The organism is Ancylobacter mangrovi, assembly GCF_024752355.1.
GTDB lineage: Bacteria > Pseudomonadota > Alphaproteobacteria > Rhizobiales > Xanthobacteraceae > Ancylobacter > Ancylobacter mangrovi.
The window spans coordinates 612117-627596 of sequence record NZ_JANTHZ010000002.1 but is presented as its reverse complement, the minus strand read 5'-3'; the positions used below and the strand labels follow the sequence as shown (position 1 = coordinate 627596).

Annotated in this window: 15 protein-coding genes; 9 read left to right on the top strand and 6 right to left on the bottom strand. The window is 69.0% G+C overall.

Annotated features, from left to right (window positions below; genetic code table 11):
* The first annotated feature begins 218 nt into the window (after positions 1–218).
* Positions 219–2006, top strand: a complete 1788-nt coding sequence (locus NVS89_RS08265) for a monovalent cation:proton antiporter-2 (CPA2) family protein (RefSeq protein ID WP_258732132.1) — start codon at positions 219–221, stop codon at positions 2004–2006.
* 28 nt (positions 2007–2034) lie between these two features.
* Here NVS89_RS08265 and NVS89_RS08260 read toward each other — a convergent pair whose 3' ends face one another.
* Positions 2035–2733, bottom strand: a complete 699-nt coding sequence (locus NVS89_RS08260; protein WP_258732131.1) for a FadR/GntR family transcriptional regulator — start codon at positions 2731–2733, stop codon at positions 2035–2037.
* Positions 2734–2904: 171 nt separating this feature from the next.
* On the opposite strand from NVS89_RS08260, the gene NVS89_RS08255 reads away from it, so the two are divergent.
* The 5 genes from NVS89_RS08255 (at position 2905) to NVS89_RS08235 (ending at position 8746) form a co-directional block, all read left to right on the top strand.
* Entirely contained in the window at positions 2905–3765 is an 861-nt protein-coding gene (locus tag NVS89_RS08255; RefSeq protein ID WP_258732129.1) for a fumarylacetoacetate hydrolase family protein, read from the top strand.
* 76 nt (positions 3766–3841) lie between these two features.
* On the top strand, positions 3842–5584 hold the full coding sequence (locus NVS89_RS08250; protein WP_258732128.1) for an ABC transporter permease: 1743 nt from the start codon (positions 3842–3844) through the stop codon (positions 5582–5584).
* On the top strand, positions 5584–6696 hold the full coding sequence (locus tag NVS89_RS08245) for an ABC transporter ATP-binding protein (protein WP_258732126.1): 1113 nt from the start codon (positions 5584–5586) through the stop codon (positions 6694–6696). Before NVS89_RS08250 ends, NVS89_RS08245 begins: the two co-directional genes overlap by 1 nt.
* 14 nt (positions 6697–6710) lie before the next feature.
* A complete protein-coding gene (locus tag NVS89_RS08240) occupies positions 6711–7634 on the top strand; it encodes an alpha/beta hydrolase (protein WP_258732125.1) in 924 nt (307 codons plus the stop codon).
* Between the two features lie 83 nt (positions 7635–7717).
* Positions 7718–8746, top strand: a complete 1029-nt coding sequence (locus NVS89_RS08235) for an ABC transporter substrate-binding protein (protein WP_258732124.1) — start codon at positions 7718–7720, stop codon at positions 8744–8746.
* Positions 8747–8817: 71 nt separating this feature from the next.
* On the opposite strand, the gene NVS89_RS08230 is transcribed toward NVS89_RS08235, so the two are convergent.
* The 4 genes from NVS89_RS08230 to NVS89_RS08215 all read right to left on the bottom strand — a co-directional run bounded on the left by NVS89_RS08230 (position 8818) and on the right by NVS89_RS08215 (position 12900).
* The gene (locus tag NVS89_RS08230) at positions 8818–9684 is read right to left on the bottom strand and encodes a Cof-type HAD-IIB family hydrolase (RefSeq protein WP_258732123.1); all 867 of its coding nucleotides are present in this window, start codon (positions 9682–9684) and stop codon (positions 8818–8820) included.
* Positions 9681–11219: a glucose-6-phosphate dehydrogenase gene (gene zwf / locus NVS89_RS08225; RefSeq protein ID WP_258732122.1), complete on the bottom strand. Its 1539-nt coding sequence runs from the start codon at positions 11217–11219 to the stop codon at positions 9681–9683. The genes NVS89_RS08230 and zwf overlap by 4 nt, the downstream gene beginning before the upstream one ends.
* A gap of 3 nt (positions 11220–11222) precedes the next feature.
* Entirely contained in the window at positions 11223–12410 is a 1188-nt protein-coding gene (gnd, locus tag NVS89_RS08220; protein WP_258732121.1) for a phosphogluconate dehydrogenase (NAD(+)-dependent, decarboxylating), read from the bottom strand.
* Between the two features lie 214 nt (positions 12411–12624).
* Positions 12625–12900: a hypothetical protein gene (locus NVS89_RS08215; protein ID WP_258732120.1), complete on the bottom strand. Its 276-nt coding sequence runs from the start codon at positions 12898–12900 to the stop codon at positions 12625–12627.
* Between the two features lie 156 nt (positions 12901–13056).
* On the opposite strand from NVS89_RS08215, the gene NVS89_RS08210 reads away from it, so the two are divergent.
* The 3 genes from NVS89_RS08210 to NVS89_RS08200 all read left to right on the top strand — a co-directional run bounded on the left by NVS89_RS08210 (position 13057) and on the right by NVS89_RS08200 (position 15135).
* Entirely contained in the window at positions 13057–14196 is a 1140-nt protein-coding gene (locus NVS89_RS08210) for a YihY/virulence factor BrkB family protein (protein ID WP_258732119.1), read from the top strand.
* Between the two features lie 171 nt (positions 14197–14367).
* Positions 14368–14706 carry a hypothetical protein gene (locus NVS89_RS08205; RefSeq protein ID WP_258732118.1) on the top strand — a complete coding sequence of 113 codons (339 nt, stop codon included), beginning with the start codon at positions 14368–14370 and terminating at the stop codon, positions 14704–14706.
* A gap of 141 nt (positions 14707–14847) precedes the next feature.
* Complete coding sequence (locus NVS89_RS08200) at positions 14848–15135, top strand: hypothetical protein (protein ID WP_258732117.1); 288 nt, start codon at positions 14848–14850, stop codon at positions 15133–15135.
* A gap of 45 nt (positions 15136–15180) precedes the next feature.
* On the opposite strand, the gene NVS89_RS08195 is transcribed toward NVS89_RS08200, so the two are convergent.
* Complete coding sequence (locus NVS89_RS08195) at positions 15181–15459, bottom strand: DUF1488 family protein (protein WP_258732115.1); 279 nt, start codon at positions 15457–15459, stop codon at positions 15181–15183.
* Positions 15460–15480 lie beyond the last annotated feature (21 nt).

Sequence of the window (15480 nt, the reverse complement as noted above, 5' to 3'; positions counted from 1 at the left end):
TTCGGGCTTCCGGGGGACACCGCGTGCGGCCTTTCGGGAGGCCGGTTACGCATTTCCGGACGGAAACCGTGCAGCCGTGAAAGAACCATGGTTCTGCCATCCCGAAGCGGCATGCCATCCTGTAGCGTGCAGTGGTATTTTGAGGTCGTGGGGCGAAGGCACGGTGGTCAATGCACGGTGAGGGGCAGGGATACCTTATTGGTGCTCTGATATTCTTGGTGACGGCGGTGGTGGCCGTGCCGGTGGCGCGGCGCCTCGGCCTCTCCCCCATCGTCGGCTATCTGCTCGCGGGGGTCGCCATCGGCCCCTCGGGCATCGGCGTGTTCCACGATCCCGAGCGCATCATCACCGTCGCCGAGATCGGCGTCGTGCTGCTGCTCTTCATCATCGGGCTGGAGCTCCAGCTCTCGCGCCTGCTCGCGCTCAAGCGGGCGATCTTCGGCATGGGGCTGGCGCAGCTCGTCTTCACCGGAACGGCGATCGCCGCGCTCACCCGTTTCGCCGGCCAGGATTTCGACTGGCGCGCGGCGCTGGTCGCCGGGCTCGCTCTGTCGCTGTCGGCGACCTCGATCGCGCTGCAGCTGCTCGAGGAGAAGGGCGGCCTGTCCCAGCCCTATGGCCAGCGCGCCTTCGCGGTGCTGCTGTTCCAGGACATGGCGGTGGTGCCGCTGATCGCGCTGATGCCGCTGCTCACCCCCGGCACCCACGAGGCGCAGACCTTCGAGCAGGGGCTCGGCCACGTCTCGATCATCGTCGGCGCGCTGGCGATCGTCATCCTTACCGGGCGCTACCTGCTGACGCCGATGTTCCAGGTGCTGGCGCGCAGCGGCGCGCGCGAGGTGATGACCGCCGCCGCGCTGCTGGTGGTGCTCGGCGCCGGCGCGCTGATGGCGTCGGTCGGCATGTCGATGGCGATGGGCGCCTTCCTCGCCGGGGTGATGCTGTCCGAATCGAGCTTCCGCCACGAGCTGGAGGCCAATGTGGAGGCCTTTCGCGGGCTTCTGGTCGCCCTGTTCTTCATGGGCGTGGGCATGTCGATGAACCTCGCCGTGGTGCTCGCCAATGCCTGGCTGCTGATCGTCGGCACGCTGCTGGTCACGCTGGTGAAGGCGGTCTCGGTGTGGACCGTGTTCCGCCTGTCGGAAGGCACGCGGGCGGACGCGGTGCGCTCGGCCTCGGTGCTGACCCCGGCCGGCGAGTTCTCCTTCGTGCTGTTTCCGCTCGCGCTCGGCCTCGGCCTCATCACCTCGCGCCAGAGCGACATGCTCGCCGCCTGCGCCGGCATGACCATGCTGCTCGGCCCGCCGATCGCGCTGTTCGGCGAGCGGCTGGCGCGCCGGCTGGAGCGCAGCGCGGTGACGCAGGAGCCGGACGAGGACTTCAGCGACGCGCACGGCTCGGTGCTGGTGGTCGGCTTCGGCCGCTTCGGCCAGATCGTCTCGCAATGCCTGCTGGCGCGCGGGCTCGACGTGACCATCATCGACAACGACGTGGAGATGATCCAGAACGCCGGCCGCTTCGGCTTCCGCATCTATTACGGCGACGGCACCCGGCTCGAGGTGCTGCGCGCCGCCGGTGCCGAGCGGGCGCGGGTGATCGCCGTCTGCGTCGACCGCCGCGAGACCTCGGACCGGATCATCGACATATTGCGCTCCAACATTCCCGCGCCGCAGCTCTTCGTGCGCGCCTATGACCGCACCCACACGCTGGCGCTGCGCGCACGCGGGGTCGACTTCGAGATCCGCGAAACCTTCGAATCGGCGCTGACCTTCGGCGAGGCGACGCTGCGCGCGAGCGGGCTCGACGCGGCGGCGGCGCGCGCGACGGTGAACGACGTGCGCGAGCGCGACCTTGCCCGGCTCGCGCTGCAGGAGGCGGGGGGCGTCGATCCGGGCCTGACCGGCGTCGTCGAGCCGGAACCGCTGATCCCGCCCGAGCGCGAAGCTCATCCGCTCAATCCGGAAGCCGAGGACGTGCTCAAGCGCGAGACCGAGTTCTCCGGCTAGCAGCGCGCGCGGCCGGCCGGCGGCGCGGCTATTCGCCCAGCAGGTTGCGGCGCACCCGCAGCAGGTGGCGGGTCAGCGCGGCCTCGGCCAGCCTTGCGTCGCGCGCCCGCAGCGCCGCCACGATCTCGCGGTGCTCCTGGCGGTAGGCATCGCGCCGCTCGGCGGTGATGCTGAGCCGCTTGAGCTCGCCCCATTCGGCGAATTCCCGGGCGCTGGTGATGGTCGCGTAGATCGCGACCATCAGCGGGTTGTGGGTCGCGTCGGCGATCGCCTGGTGCAGCGCCGCGTCCCAGTGCTCGAACGCCTCGAAATCGTCCGCCGCCTCGCCCTGGCGGTTGCACTCCTCCATGCGCTCGAAATCGGCCGCCTTGGCGTTCATCACCACGAGCTGGGCGAGGCGCGGCTCGACGATCAGGCGCGCCGCCATGATCTCGGTCGGGCTGGCGTCGCCCGCCTGCGCGCCGGCGGGCGGCTCCGCGCGGGAGGCCGCACTGGGCGCGTTCTTGGCGACATAGGTGCCGCTGCCGATGATCCGCACCACCCGGCCCTGCGATTCCAGCACCGAGAGCACGTCGCGCACCGCCGAGCGCGGCACGCCCAGCTCCTCGGCGATGGCCCGCTCGGTGGGCAGCTTGGCGCCGGGCGCATAGGCCCCGGAGCCGATGGCGCCGTCCAGGAACTCCTGGACCAGGACGGTGGGCTTACGGTCGATCAGAACGCGATCCATGGCAACTCGCTTGATATGAGGTATTTGGTATACCAATTCTCGCACCGACGTGAAATCAGAAATCACTCAAAACGAGCGCATCCGCAAGATTTCGCGAGCGCGACCCGTTGACATCCGGTCAACCAATGTCGCTATAATGGTTCAAATTGGTACACCAATCAAGGCCACAACATGAAATTCGCTACTTTTCGGCATGGCGGGCGCGAGCAGGTCGGGCTCGTCGATAGCGAGGCGGAGCGCGTCTATCCGGTCGACGTCGCCGACATGGTCGAGCTGATCGCCCGCTATGACGAGATCGCGCCGAAGATCCGCATGAACGGCAACGCCGTGGAGCTGTCGCAGGTCGAGCTGCTGGCGCCGATCCCCTATCCGCGCCGCAACATCTTCTGCGTCGGCAAGAACTATCGCGACCACGCCCGCGAATTCGCCAGCTCCGGCTACGAGGCCGGGGCGGTGAAGGGCGCGGAGATCGACGACTACCCGGCCGTCTTCACCAAGCCGGCGACCTGCGTGGTCGGGCCCGGCGCCACGGTCGACACCCACCCGAAGGTGACCAGCGCCGTCGACTACGAGGTCGAGCTGACCATCGTCATCGGCAAGGGCGGGCGCGACATCGCCCGCGAGCACGCGCTCGAGCACATCTTCGGCTACACCATCATCAACGACGTGACCGCGCGCGACCGGCAGAAGAACCACCGCCAGTGGTTCCTCGGCAAGGCGCTCGACACCTTCTGCCCGATGGGGCCGTGGATCACCACCGCCGACGAGGTCGACGCCGCCAACCTGCAGGTGCGCACCTGGGTCAATGGCGAGCTGCGCCAGGACGCCAATACGCGCGACCTGATCTTCGACATTCCCGGCCTCATCGAGACCATCTCCGCCGGCACCACGCTGGAGCCGGGCGACCTCATCGCCACCGGCACCCCGGCGGGCGTCGGCCTCGGCTTCAGCCCGCCGAAATTCCTGAAGGCGGGTGACAACGTGACCATGTCGATCACCGGGCTCGGCACGCTGAGCAACCCGTTCGCCTGACATCCGCGCCCGCGAAGGCACGGGTTCGTCTGACGGCCGAAGCGCCCCGAAGAAGGTGCCGGCTCTGGGAGGAAAAATGGCTATCATCACCATCGCGTCGCCGATGCGTGCACCTGCGCTGCCGAACTGGCTGCGGCTCGAGACCGTCGTCATCGCGACGGCGATCGGCGCGCTCGTCATCCTGGTCGTTCTGCCGGTCCTGTCGCTGATCGCGGCCAGCGTCTGGCAGGACGGCCGGCTGACCGGCGAATTCTTCGCCGAGGCATTGACCGGGCGCTCCTATCTGCGGGCGCTCGGCAACTCGCTGATCCTCGGTAGCTGGACCGGCCTCATCAGCGTGCTCATCGGCGTGCCGCTGGCCTGGGCGGTGAGCCGCACCAACGTGCCGGGCAAGGGCCTGATCCAGGTCACCGCGACGCTGTCCTACCTGTCGCCGCCCTTTCTCACCGCCATCGCCTTCGTCAACCTGTTCAGCCCCAATGCGGGCGTGATCAACGTCTTCCTGCGCGATGTGCTGGGGCTCGACATCGGCTTCAACATCTTCACCATGAGCGGCCTGGTCTTCGTGACCGTGCTGCACACCTTTCCCTTCGTCTACCTGCTCTCCTCCTCGGCGCTGCAGTCGGTGGACGCCTCCTATGAGGAGGCGGCGCAGATTCTCGGCGCCTCCAAGCTGCGCACGGCGCTCACCATCACCCTGCCACTGGTGGCGCCGGCGGTGCTGTCGGGCACGCTGCTCGCCTTCGTCAACGCCATCGCCCTGTTCGGCTCGCAGGCCATCATCGGCCTGCCCGGGCGGATCGTGACGCTGCCGACGCGGATCTACTCGCTGTTCGACTATCCCCCGCAGTTCGGCACCGCCTCGGCGCTGTCGCTGATGTTCATCGCCATCACCGTCGCCGCGCTCTATTTGCAGCGCGCCTTCCTCGCCAAGCGCTCCTATGTGACGCTGGCCGGCAAGGGCGCGCGGCCGCAGCTCATGGACCTCGGGCCGTGGCGCTGGGTGCTGTTCGCCGCCTGCGTCGGCACCTTCATCGTGGCGATCCTGCTGCCTTACGGCTCGCTGATCGCGGTGTCGTTCTCGAAGTCCTGGGGCCTCGACTTCTGGCACAACCTGACGCTCGACAATTACCGCTTCGTGCTGATCGACTACGACGTGACGCGCCGCGCCATCGTCAACAGCCTCGGCCTCGCCATCCTCGCCGCCACCGCCTGCGTGTTCCTCGGCGCGATGATCTCGTGGATCGACGTGCGCACCACCATGCCGGGCCGCAAGCTGCTCGACTACGCCTCGCTGATCCCGCTCGGCCTGCCGGGCATCGTCATGGCGGTGGCGCTGCTGCAGTTCTGGCTCTCCATGCCGGTCTCGCTCTACGGCACCTTCGCCATCCTGCTGCTCGCCTATGTCGGGCGCTACGTTCCGCTCGGCGTCAGGGCGGCGAACTCCTCGCTGCGCCAGATCGACCCCTCGCTGGAGGAAAGCGCGCGCATCCTCGGCGCCTCCTGGGGCCAGACGATGAAGGAGATCACCCTGCCGCTGATCAAGCCGGGATTGTTTGCCGGCTGGCTATTGGTCTTCGTGCCGGTGATCCAGGAGCTTTCGGCCTCGATCCTGCTGTTCTCCTCGAACTCCATCACCCTCGCCGTCGCCGTCTACAACCTCTACGAGACCGGCTACACCGAACCCGTCGCCGCTCTCGCCATCATCAACATGATCATCATCGCCACCGCCATCGGCATCGCCCGGCGGTTCGGCGGCAGCCGGCTCGGCATGAAGACCGGGGCCTCAGGCAATTCGCGACCGGGAGTTATGGGCTGATGGCAGGCATTCGCATCTCCGGACTGTCGAAGTTCTACGGCGGCAAGGACAGCGGCATGGCCGCGCTGACCGACCTCGACCTCGACATCAAGGACAACCAGTTCGTCACCCTTCTCGGCCCCTCGGGCTGCGGAAAAACCACGACGCTGCGTCTCATAGCCGGCTACGTGATGCCGGATGCGGGCACCATCCGCGTCGACGACCGGGTCATCTCCTCGGTCGACGGCGTCGCCCCGCCGGACCGGCGCGGCATGGGCATGGTGTTCCAGAACTACGCCGTGTGGCCGCACAAGACGGTGTTCGAGAACGTCGTCTTCGGGCTGAAGCTGCGCAAGGTGCCGGCCGATGAGGCGCGGCGCAAGGTCGAGGAGACGCTGGCGCTGGTGAACCTCGCCGGGCTCGAGGCCCGGCTGCCGAACGAACTGTCCGGCGGCCAGCAGCAGCGCGTGGCGCTGGCGCGCAGCCTGGTGGTGGAGCCGGGCATCCTGCTGCTCGACGAGCCGCTCTCCAATCTCGACGCCAAGCTGCGCGAGCGCATGCGGGTCGAGCTCAAGCAGCTCCAGCGCCGTACCGGCATCACCTTCGTCTACGTCACCCACGACCAGGCCGAGGCGCTCGCGCTCTCCGACCAGATCGCGGTGATGCATGGCGGCAAGCTGCAGCAATACGGCTCGCCCGACGAGGTGTACCGGCGCCCGGCCAACAAGATCGTCGCCGACTTCATGGGCATCGTGAACTTCCTGCCCGGCGAGCTGCGCGCGGGTACGGGCGGCGCGCCCGTGCTGGTGGTGGACGGGGTGGAGATGGCCGCTCCGGTCGGCTCCAAGCTTCACGCCGGCCAGGCGGTCGACCTCGCCGTGCGGCCGGAGAACGTGCGGATCTCGCGCCTGCGCGAGAGCCCGGACCAGCTCGTCGCCCGCGTCACCGAGCACACCTATCTCGGCAATCTGAGCGAATACTGGCTCGAACTCGCCTCCGGCGCGGTGCTGCGCGCCCAGACCCATCCGCTCGAGCCGTTCCAGGTCGGCGACGAGGTCCATGTCTCGATCGACGCCGGCGAATGCAGCGTCTTCCCCCAGGCCGCGGCGGCGACGCCGATGGTCAAGCACTGACAACGGAGCCCACCATGCAGAGCGCCACCGCGCTGAAGCCGGCCATCGCCGGCCGCGAGCACTGGACCCATAACGGCGATGCCGAGCTGTTCCTCTGGCAGAAGGCGCCCGAGGCCGGCGCGCCTTCCGGGACGGTGCTGTTCGTGCACGGCTCGTCCATGGCCTCGCAGCCGACCTTCGACCTCCAGGTGCCCGGCCGCCCCTGGTCCTCGGCGATGGACTATTTCGTCGACAAGGGCTTCGAGACCTGGACCGTCGACATGCGCGGTTATGGCCGCTCCGACAAGCGCCCGGGCACCCAGGCGACCATCGCCGAGGGGGCGCAGGACCTCGTCGCCGCCACCGACTACATCCTGAAGACCCGCGACTGCGGCCCGCTCTACGTCTACGGCATCTCGTCCGGCGCGCTGCGCGCGGCCGCCTTCACCGAGCGTTGCCCCGACCGGGTGAAGCGGCTCGCGCTCGACGCCTTCGTATGGACCGGGGAGGGCAGCCACACGCTGGAGAACCGGCGCAAGAAGCTGCCCGACTACCGCCCCGGCGAGCGGCGCCCGATCGACAAGGCGTTCGTCTACTCGATCTTCAACCGCGACCACCCCGGCACCGCCGAGGACAAGGTGATCGAGGCCTTCGCCGACGGCATCCTGGCGCTCGACGATTCGATGCCCAACGGCACCTATATCGACATGTGCACCAATCTGCCGGTGATCGACCCGACCAGGATCCCGGTGCCCGCCCTCGTCATGCGCGGCGAATATGACGGCATCGCCGGCTTCGACGACCTGATCGAGTTCTTCAAGCGCCTGCCCAATTCCGACAAGCAGTTCGCGATGATGCCCGGCATCTCGCACGCCTCGTTCCAGCAGAAGAACTACATGCTGGTGCTGCACATCCTGCACGCCTTCTTCACCCAGCCCGAGCCGATCTACCGCGGCTGAGCGGGTCTACTCAACGACACAAGAACCGAACCCCGGGAGGAAATTCCATGACCAACGCTCGTGTCGAAACACGCCGAAGTTTCATGGCGCGCCATCTCGCCACCCTCGGCCTCGCCGCCGCCGCCGCCGGGCTCGTGCTCGGCGGGCTCGGCGCCGCACCGGCCTTCGCCGAAGACGTCGACATGGCCAAGGCCAAGCAGGAGGGGACGGTGGTCTGGTACACCTCGACCCCGATCGAGCAGGCCAACAAGCTCGCCCGCCTGTTCGAGGACCAGACCGGCATCAAGGTCGAGCTGTTCCGCTCCGGCGGCTCGGCGATCCTGCGCCGCTTCTACCAGGAGCTCTCGGCCGGACGGGTGGGGGCGGACGTGCTCACCACCTCCGACCCGGCGGCCTCCAACGTGATGGCGGAGAAGGGCACCTTCGTGCCGTTCAAGCCGGTGGGCTTCGACAAGATCCCGGACGCGGCGAAGGACCCGGACGGCAACTGGATCGGCCAGCGCCTGAACCTGATCACCATCTATATGCGCGGGGACAAGGTGGCCGAGGCCGACCGGCCGCAGAAATGGACCGATCTCACCGATCCCAAATACAAGGGCCAGATGGTGATGACGGACCCGTCCTTCACCTCGCTGCAGCTCTCGGTGGTCGGCACGCTGTCGCAGAAGCTCGGCTGGGATTTCTACCAGAAGCTCGCCGACAACGACATCATGATCGTCCAGGGCAACCAGCAGGTCTCGGACAACCTCAAGCGCGGCGAGCGCCTGATCGCCGTCGGCGCGCTCGATTCCTACGCCGCGCAGGACCGCCTGAGCGGGCATGAGATCGTGACCGTCTATCCCAAGGACGGCACCTTCGTCATTCCCTCGCCGACCGCGGTGGTGAAGGGCAGCGACCATCCCAACGCCGCCAAGGCCTTCGCCGCCTTCATGATCAGCCCCGACGCGCAGAAGATCTTCCCCGCCGACGGCGGCTATTCGGCGCGCATCGACGTCGATCCGCCCGAGGGCGGGCCGAAGGTCTCCGACCTCACCATCATCCCGGTCGACTATGCGGCGCTGGAGAAGCAGGCGAGCAAGATCAAGGACCAGTTCAACGACATCTTCCGCTGAACCGGCATTGCGTCGCCTTTAGACAGCGGCCCCGTCTCCTCACCGAGGCGGGGCCATTCTCGTTCGTGTGCTCAGCTTCGGCCGGCGGCCAGCGGCAGCACGAAACGGTCGATGGCGTTGGCGATGCCGTTCTCGGCATTGGTGGTCGTCACATGGTCGGCCAGCGCCTTCACCGCGTCGGTCGCGTTGCCCATGGCGATGGCGAGCCCGGCATTGGCGAACATGGGCAGGTCGTTCGCCATGTCGCCGATCACCGCCACCTCGTTCAGCGGCACCCCGAAATAGCCGGCGAAGGCGCGCACCGCATAGCCCTTGTCGACCACCGGCGCGGTGACGTCGAGATAGTAGTGCTGCGAGCGCCGGGCCGAGGCGCGATCGCCGAGCAGCGCCTGCAGCTCGGTCTCGCAGGCAGCCAGCATGTCGAAGTCGGAGGAGGAGCCGACGATCTTGCCGGCCCTGCCGATATGGTCGCCGAAGCTGGTGACCAGCGTCGGCTGGAACTGCACCGTGCGGATCTCGCGCGGCACGTACTGGCTGTCCGGGTTCTCGATGTACCACTCATTGTCGGCGAACACCCAGATGTCGGCGCCGCGCGCGCGCATGGTGTCGACCGCCAGATGCGCGGCCTCCAGCGGCACGAAGTGCTGCTCCACCGGGGAGTAGTCGGCATGGACGATCGAGGAGCCGTTAAAGCCGCCGAAGATCTCGAGCTCGAGCGGCTCGATCAGGATCTTCATGCCGCGCGGCGGGCGGCTCGACACGGCGGCGAAGGCGACGCCGGCCGCGTGCAGGCGGCGCACCGCCTCGACCGTCGCCGGCGCCACCAGCTTGTCGGGCGTGACCAGCGTGCCATCGACGTCGGACACCATCAGCGAGATGCGGGTCGCGCGCGGCGGGCGGGCCGGGCCGGGCGTCGTGTCGGTCGTCTGGTCTGTCATCGCGGGCGGTCCCGTTCGAGCGGCAGCCACTGGAAGCCGTCCTGCGCCAGCAGCACATCGGCCATGGTCGGCCCGCTCGAGCCGGCGGCATAGCCGTGCACGTCCACCATCCCGGCCTCGACCGCCTTGAGGATGGGATCCACCGCCGCCCAGCCGGCCTCGATGTTGTCGGCCCGCTGGAACAGCGTCGGATCGCCCGACAGGCAATCGTAGATCAGCGTCTCGTAGCCGGTCGAGGGAGCGGACTGGAAGTAGTCGGCATAGCGGAAGTCCATGTCGACCTCCGACAGGCGCACCTTGCGGCCCGGCACCTTGGCGGCGAAGCGCAGCGAGATGCCCTCGTCCGGCTGGACGTGGATCACCAGCACGTTGGGCGCCAGCTCGCAGTCGGGATCGTTGCGGAACAGGACGCCCGGCGCCTTCTTGAAGTGGATCGCGATCTCGGTGCGCCGGGTGGCGAGCGCCTTGCCGGTGCGGATGTAGAACGGCACCCCGTTCCAGCGCCAGTTGTCGATCAGGCACTTCATGGCGATGAAGGTCTCGGTGTGGCTCTCGGGGGAGACGTCGGGCTCCTCGCGATAATCCGCCACCGGCTTGCCCAGCACCTCGCCGGCCCGGTACTGGCCGCGCACCACATGGGTCGCCGCCTCGCCGAGCCGCATCTGGCGGATCGCCTGGATCACCTTCGACTTCTCGGTCCGCACCGCGTCGGCGTCGAACGAGTTGGGCGGCTCCATCGCCACCATGGCGAGGAGCTGGAATATGTGGTTGGGCACCATGTCGCGCAGCGCGCCGGTGGCGTCGTAGAAGCGCCCGCGCTGCTCGACCCCGACCGTCTCGGCCGCGGTGATCTGCACATGGTCGACATAGCCCCGGCTCCAGATCGGCTCGAACATGCCGTTGCCGAAGCGTAGCGCCATCACGTTCTGGACCGTTTCCTTCCCGAGGAAATGGTCCATGCGGTAGATCTGGTTCTCGTCCGCCACGGCGAGCAGGCGCGCATTGAGCGCCTTCGCCGAGGCGAGGTCGGTGCCGAAGGGTTTCTCCACCACGAAGCGGCGGAACGCGTTCTCGCCCTCGGTCAGCAGGTCGGCGGCGCCGAGGTGCTCGGCGATCGGCGCGAAGAAGCGCGGCGTCACCGCCATGTAGAACACGGCGTTGGCGTCGCCGGTCTCGCCCTGGCGATCGGCAAGGCGCGTCTTCAGCCGCTCATAGGTCTCAGGGCTGTCGAAATCGCCGGTGACGTAGCCGATGCGCGAGATCAGCCACTGCCAGACCTCGCGGTCGAGCGGATGGCTCTTGGCGCCGAACTCCTCGACCGCGTCGGTCAGGTGCTCGCGGAAGCTCGCATCGTCGTGCTCGACCCGGTCGACGCCGATGATGGTGAAGTTCGCATCGAGCACGCCCTCATGGGCGAGGTTGTAGAGCGAGGGCATGAGCAGGCGCTTGGTGAGGTCGCCCGAGGCGCCGAAGATCACCAGAGCGCAAGGCGGCGCGGGGGGCGCGTCCGCCTGGATGACGGGAGCCTCGACCACGGCTCAGCTCCCGGACTTCTTCTCGACATGGCCGCCGAACTGGAAGCGCATGGCGGAGAGCAGCTTCTCGCCGAAGGTGTGTTCCTGGCGCGAGCGGAAGCGGTTGTAGAGCGCGGCGGAGAGCACCTCGGCCGGGACCGCCTCCTCCACCGCCGCCATCACCGTCCAGCGGCCCTCGCCGGAATCGGCGACCTCGCCGGAGAAGTTCGACAGCTCGTCATTCTCCGCCAGCGCGATCGCCGACAGGTCGAGCAGCCAGGAGGAGACGACGCTGCCGCGCCGCCACACTTCGGCGATGTCGGCCATGTCGAGCGTGTAGCGCTCGTTCTCCGGCAGCTCGGTGGAATCCTTGTGCTTCAGGATGTCGAAGCCCTCGGCATAGGCCTGCATCAGGCCGTATTCGATGCCGTTGTGGACCATCTTGACGAAGTGGCCGGAGCCGGCCGGGCCGCAATGCATGTAGCCCTGCTCGACCCGCGGGTCGCGGCCGTCGCGGCCGGGGGTGCGGGGAATGTCGCCGAGGCCCGGCGCCAGCGCGGCGAGGATCGGGTCGATATGGTCGACCGCCGCCTTGTCGCCGCCGATCATCATGCAGTAGCCGCGCTCCAGCCCCCAGACGCCGCCCGAGGTGCCGACGTCGACATAGGAGATGCCCTTCTCCTTCAGGCCGGCGGCGCGGCGGATGTCGTCCTTGTAGAAGCTGTTGCCGCCGTCGATGATGATGTCGCCGGGCGACAGCAGGGTGCCGAGCTCGGCCACCGTCGCCTCGGTCGGCCCGCCGGCGGGCAGCATCACCCACACCGCGCGCGGCGCGTCGAGCGCCTTGACGACGCCGGCGAGGTCGGCGGCGCCGGTGTTGCCCTCGCCCGCCAGCTCGCGCACGGCGCTCTCGTTGCGGTCCCAGACCACGCAGGTGTGCCCCGCCTTGGCGAGCCGGCGCGCGATGTTTCCTCCCATGCGGCCGAGGCCGACGATTCCGAGCTGCATCTGTTTTTTCTCCTGGTCCCGCCCTGCGGCGCCGGGCCGCTGAGTCGGCCGCGTGCGACGAATGTGCGCCAACCCTATGCCGGGCTTGCGACAATTGGAACGCTCGTCAGGCGATGGCGAGGGAAAGTTCGCGTGCGCGGACGGATGGGAAGGTCGAAATCGGGGCGCGCCGCGCGCCTCAAGGGCCCTCCGAGAGGCCGTCACGGCCCGTTCCACCGCCAGCCGGGAGCGCGCGCAAGGGCCGAATCGCCGTCGCCGATCGGGCCGGCGCGAGGCTGTCGGGATGGCGGGGCCGACCCGGGGCAGGGCGCGTGAGGGCGCGCCAGGGCGCACAAGACAAGCATCCTCCCCGCGATCCGCTCACGGTGGAACGATGCCGGGATTGGCCGTCCGGGTGCCGGCGAAGGTCGTGCGTGCCTTACGGCGCCATGATCTGCGGCGTGCCGCAATTGGGCGGCACGCAGTCCGGCAGCTTGATCTTCGCCGCCTGTCCCTCGGGCGCGGGGCCCGGCGGAGGCTGCACCACGCCGGTCCGCGGCGAGGGCTCGGACGGGCCGTCCATCAGGGTCGGCTCGTCCTGCAGTGTGGTCGCGTTCGGCGGGTTCAGGCCCTTCAGGGTCTGGGCGGACGCGGCGCCGGCGAGCCCGCATGCCATCAGGCCGGCCAGGAGCCAGGTAAGCGATGTCCTCTTCATGCCGCCCTCCATTCTGGTGTGCCTAGGGTAGAGGATATGACGCCTTCCGTCAGCATTTCGTGACGGCCCGCCGGCCCCTTGCGCACCCGCCCGCGCGCTGGAACCTTGCCCGACTGTCCCTGTTGACCAGACACAGCCATTCGAGGGGGAACATTCGTGACCGCACGGAGCAGGACCGACGGACTGGTCGTCGCGGGCGCGCTGGCGACCATCACGCTTGCCGCCCTGCTGCAGCTTCGGATCGACCGGAGCGCGCCCGTCAACGGCCGCGTGCCCGGCGCCTCGCCGCCGGTGCCTTCGCCCGTTCCCGCCGGCGTGCCCGTGGCGGATGACGGCGCGAGCGCCTTCGCAGGCGCGGGGCGCGGGCGCCTCGCCACCGCGCCGGACGAGATCACGCCCTCGGGCTGGCGCGACATCGCGCTACGCATCTACGCCAACATCTCCGAGCACCGCGTGCTCGCCATCGGCGCCGGCGTCACCTTCTATTCCATCCTGGCGCTGTTTCCCGCCGTCGCCGCCTTCGTCTCGCTGTTCGGCCTGTTCGCGCAGCCCTCCGAGGTCATCGCCGAGATGGACCAGTGGCGCGGCATCCTGCCGGACGGCGCGATCGAGGTGGTCGGCGGCCAGGTGCAGCGCATCGCTTCGAGCGGCGACGCCTCGCTCGGTCTCGCCTTCTTCTTCAGCCTGGCGCTGGCGATCTGGAGCGCCAATGCCGGCATGAAGGCGCTCTTCGACGCCCTCAACATCGTCTATGCCGAGCGCGAGAAGCGCAGCTTCCTGGTGCTGAACGCGGTGTCGCTGGTTTTCACCGTCGGCGCCATCGTCATCATGCTCGCCGCCATGGGGGCGGTGGTGGTGCTGCCCATCGTCCTCGCCTATGTGCCGATGGGCGGCGGGGAGCTCCTCGTGCGGCTCGGCCGGTGGCCGGCGATGTTCGTGGTGCTCGCCTTCGCGCTGGCGCTGCTCTACCGCTACGGCCCGAGCCGCGCCAATGCGCGCTGGCGCTGGCTCAGCGTGGGCAGCATCGCCGCCGCCTTCTTCTGGATGGCCGCCTCGATGGGCTTCTCCTGGTACGCGACCAACTTCGCCAGCTACAACGAGACCTATGGCTCGCTGGGCGCCATCATCGGCTTCATGGTCTGGATCTGGATCTCGACGGTGGTGATCCTTATCGGCGCCGAGCTGAACGCGGAGACCGAGCACCAGACTGCGCGCGACACCACGACCGGCACGCCGATGCCGCTCGGCCTGCGCGGGGCGACGATGGCCGACACGCTCGGCCCGACCCCGCCCTGAGGGCCCGCGCCGAGCGCGTCTGGGGCGCCCGGCGCGACCCTCTCTCACCTGCGTGCGAGGAAATTTTCGTCCGCCCCTCCCAACCGGCAAGCGCGCCCTAGATCAAGCCGAAGGGGCACGCCTCGTGCCCGCGAGGCAGGACGGGAGGATGCCGTGGACAGGCGGACGTTCTTGATTGCTTTCTGCGAGATGGGCGCGGCCGCCGCCGGCGCCGTGGCGCTGGGTTCGCTCGTCGCCGGCCCGGCCGGTGCGGCGGTGCTGACCGGCGCCGGAAACCTGCCGGCACCCGCCGGGAATTTTGCCCCGGAGGTCCCTAGCCCGGAGAGCCTCGCCCCCGACGGCCTCGCCCCCGAGGGGTTCGCCGGCGCGGCGCCGGACGGCACCCCGGCCGAGGAGGCCTACTGGGTCTGGCGCAACGGCCGGCGCATCTGGATCCAGCCCCGGCGCCGGCGCGTCTGCCGCAATGTGCGGGTGCGCGGCGGCTGGGTGCGCCGCTGCTGGTGGCAGTGAACGGCTGACGCCCGCGCGGCCATACGGCTCGCCCGCTGACTGTGGGCGCGCCGACCCGCGACCTTTTGCCGGGCCATACATGGCCCGGCGGCGGAACGGCAGGCGCGTGCCGGCGTTGGCCCGAAAACAGGAGGCCTCGCCATGAAGATGGGCATATGGATCGTGGGCGGCATGCTGACCTTCGGCCCGCTCGGCCCCGCCCTCGCGCAGACCGCGACCGACCCGGTGCGCAACGGCAGTAGCCCGCAGACCGCCGCTCCGCAGATGGGCGTCCCATCTGCGGGCAGCCCGACGCAGCCGGACCGCTCGCCCGAGACCGGGGTGCTTCAGCCCCCGCCCGGGCCGCCGCCGCAGGGCGAGGCGGCGGATACGAAGCTGCCGCAATGCGGGCCCGGTAAGTGCGGCACACCGCAGATCATGCAGCCCTGACCGCGCGGCGAGGGTTACGCACCCATTGCCGCGCGGTCAGCGCACTCACTGCTGCAGGATATCGGCCGCCTTCAGCCGCAGCACGCCGTCCGGCGCGCCGGACGTGTCGATCTTGCGCATCGCGGCAGCTTCGATGCCGGTGCGGTGCTCCTCGAAGCGCGCGAGCCGGTCGGCCCGGCTGGCGGCCTCGCTGTCGCCCAGCCGGTCGAGCACGTCCCAGCCGACGAGGCAGGTGATCAGGTCCTTGTCCCCGCGCAGCCGGAAGCGGATCTCGCGGCTGTCGGGAAGGTCGTCGGCGGGCATGGCGGAATGATGCAGAACCATCGCATGGCCTCCCTGTTTCAA

What these genes read in the sequence shown, in the direction of transcription:
- NVS89_RS08235 (WP_258732124.1), top strand. Translation starts at nt 7,718, where the DNA reads ATGGCGCGCCATCTCGCCACCCTCGGCCTCGCCGCCGCCGCCGCCGGG.
- NVS89_RS08215 (WP_258732120.1), bottom strand. Translation starts at nt 12,900, where the DNA reads ATGAAGAGGACATCGCTTACCTGGCTCCTGGCCGGCCTGATGGCATGC.
- NVS89_RS08230 (WP_258732123.1), bottom strand. Translation starts at nt 9,684, where the DNA reads ATGACAGACCAGACGACCGACACGACGCCCGGCCCGGCCCGCCCGCCG.
- NVS89_RS08245 (WP_258732126.1), top strand. Translation starts at nt 5,584, where the DNA reads ATGGCAGGCATTCGCATCTCCGGACTGTCGAAGTTCTACGGCGGCAAG.
- NVS89_RS08195 (WP_258732115.1), bottom strand. Translation starts at nt 15,459, where the DNA reads ATGGTTCTGCATCATTCCGCCATGCCCGCCGACGACCTTCCCGACAGC.
- NVS89_RS08240 (WP_258732125.1), top strand. Translation starts at nt 6,711, where the DNA reads ATGCAGAGCGCCACCGCGCTGAAGCCGGCCATCGCCGGCCGCGAGCAC.
- NVS89_RS08260 (WP_258732131.1), bottom strand. Translation starts at nt 2,733, where the DNA reads ATGGATCGCGTTCTGATCGACCGTAAGCCCACCGTCCTGGTCCAGGAG.
- NVS89_RS08255 (WP_258732129.1), top strand. Translation starts at nt 2,905, where the DNA reads ATGAAATTCGCTACTTTTCGGCATGGCGGGCGCGAGCAGGTCGGGCTC.
- NVS89_RS08200 (WP_258732117.1), top strand. Translation starts at nt 14,848, where the DNA reads ATGAAGATGGGCATATGGATCGTGGGCGGCATGCTGACCTTCGGCCCG.
- NVS89_RS08250 (WP_258732128.1), top strand. Translation starts at nt 3,842, where the DNA reads ATGGCTATCATCACCATCGCGTCGCCGATGCGTGCACCTGCGCTGCCG.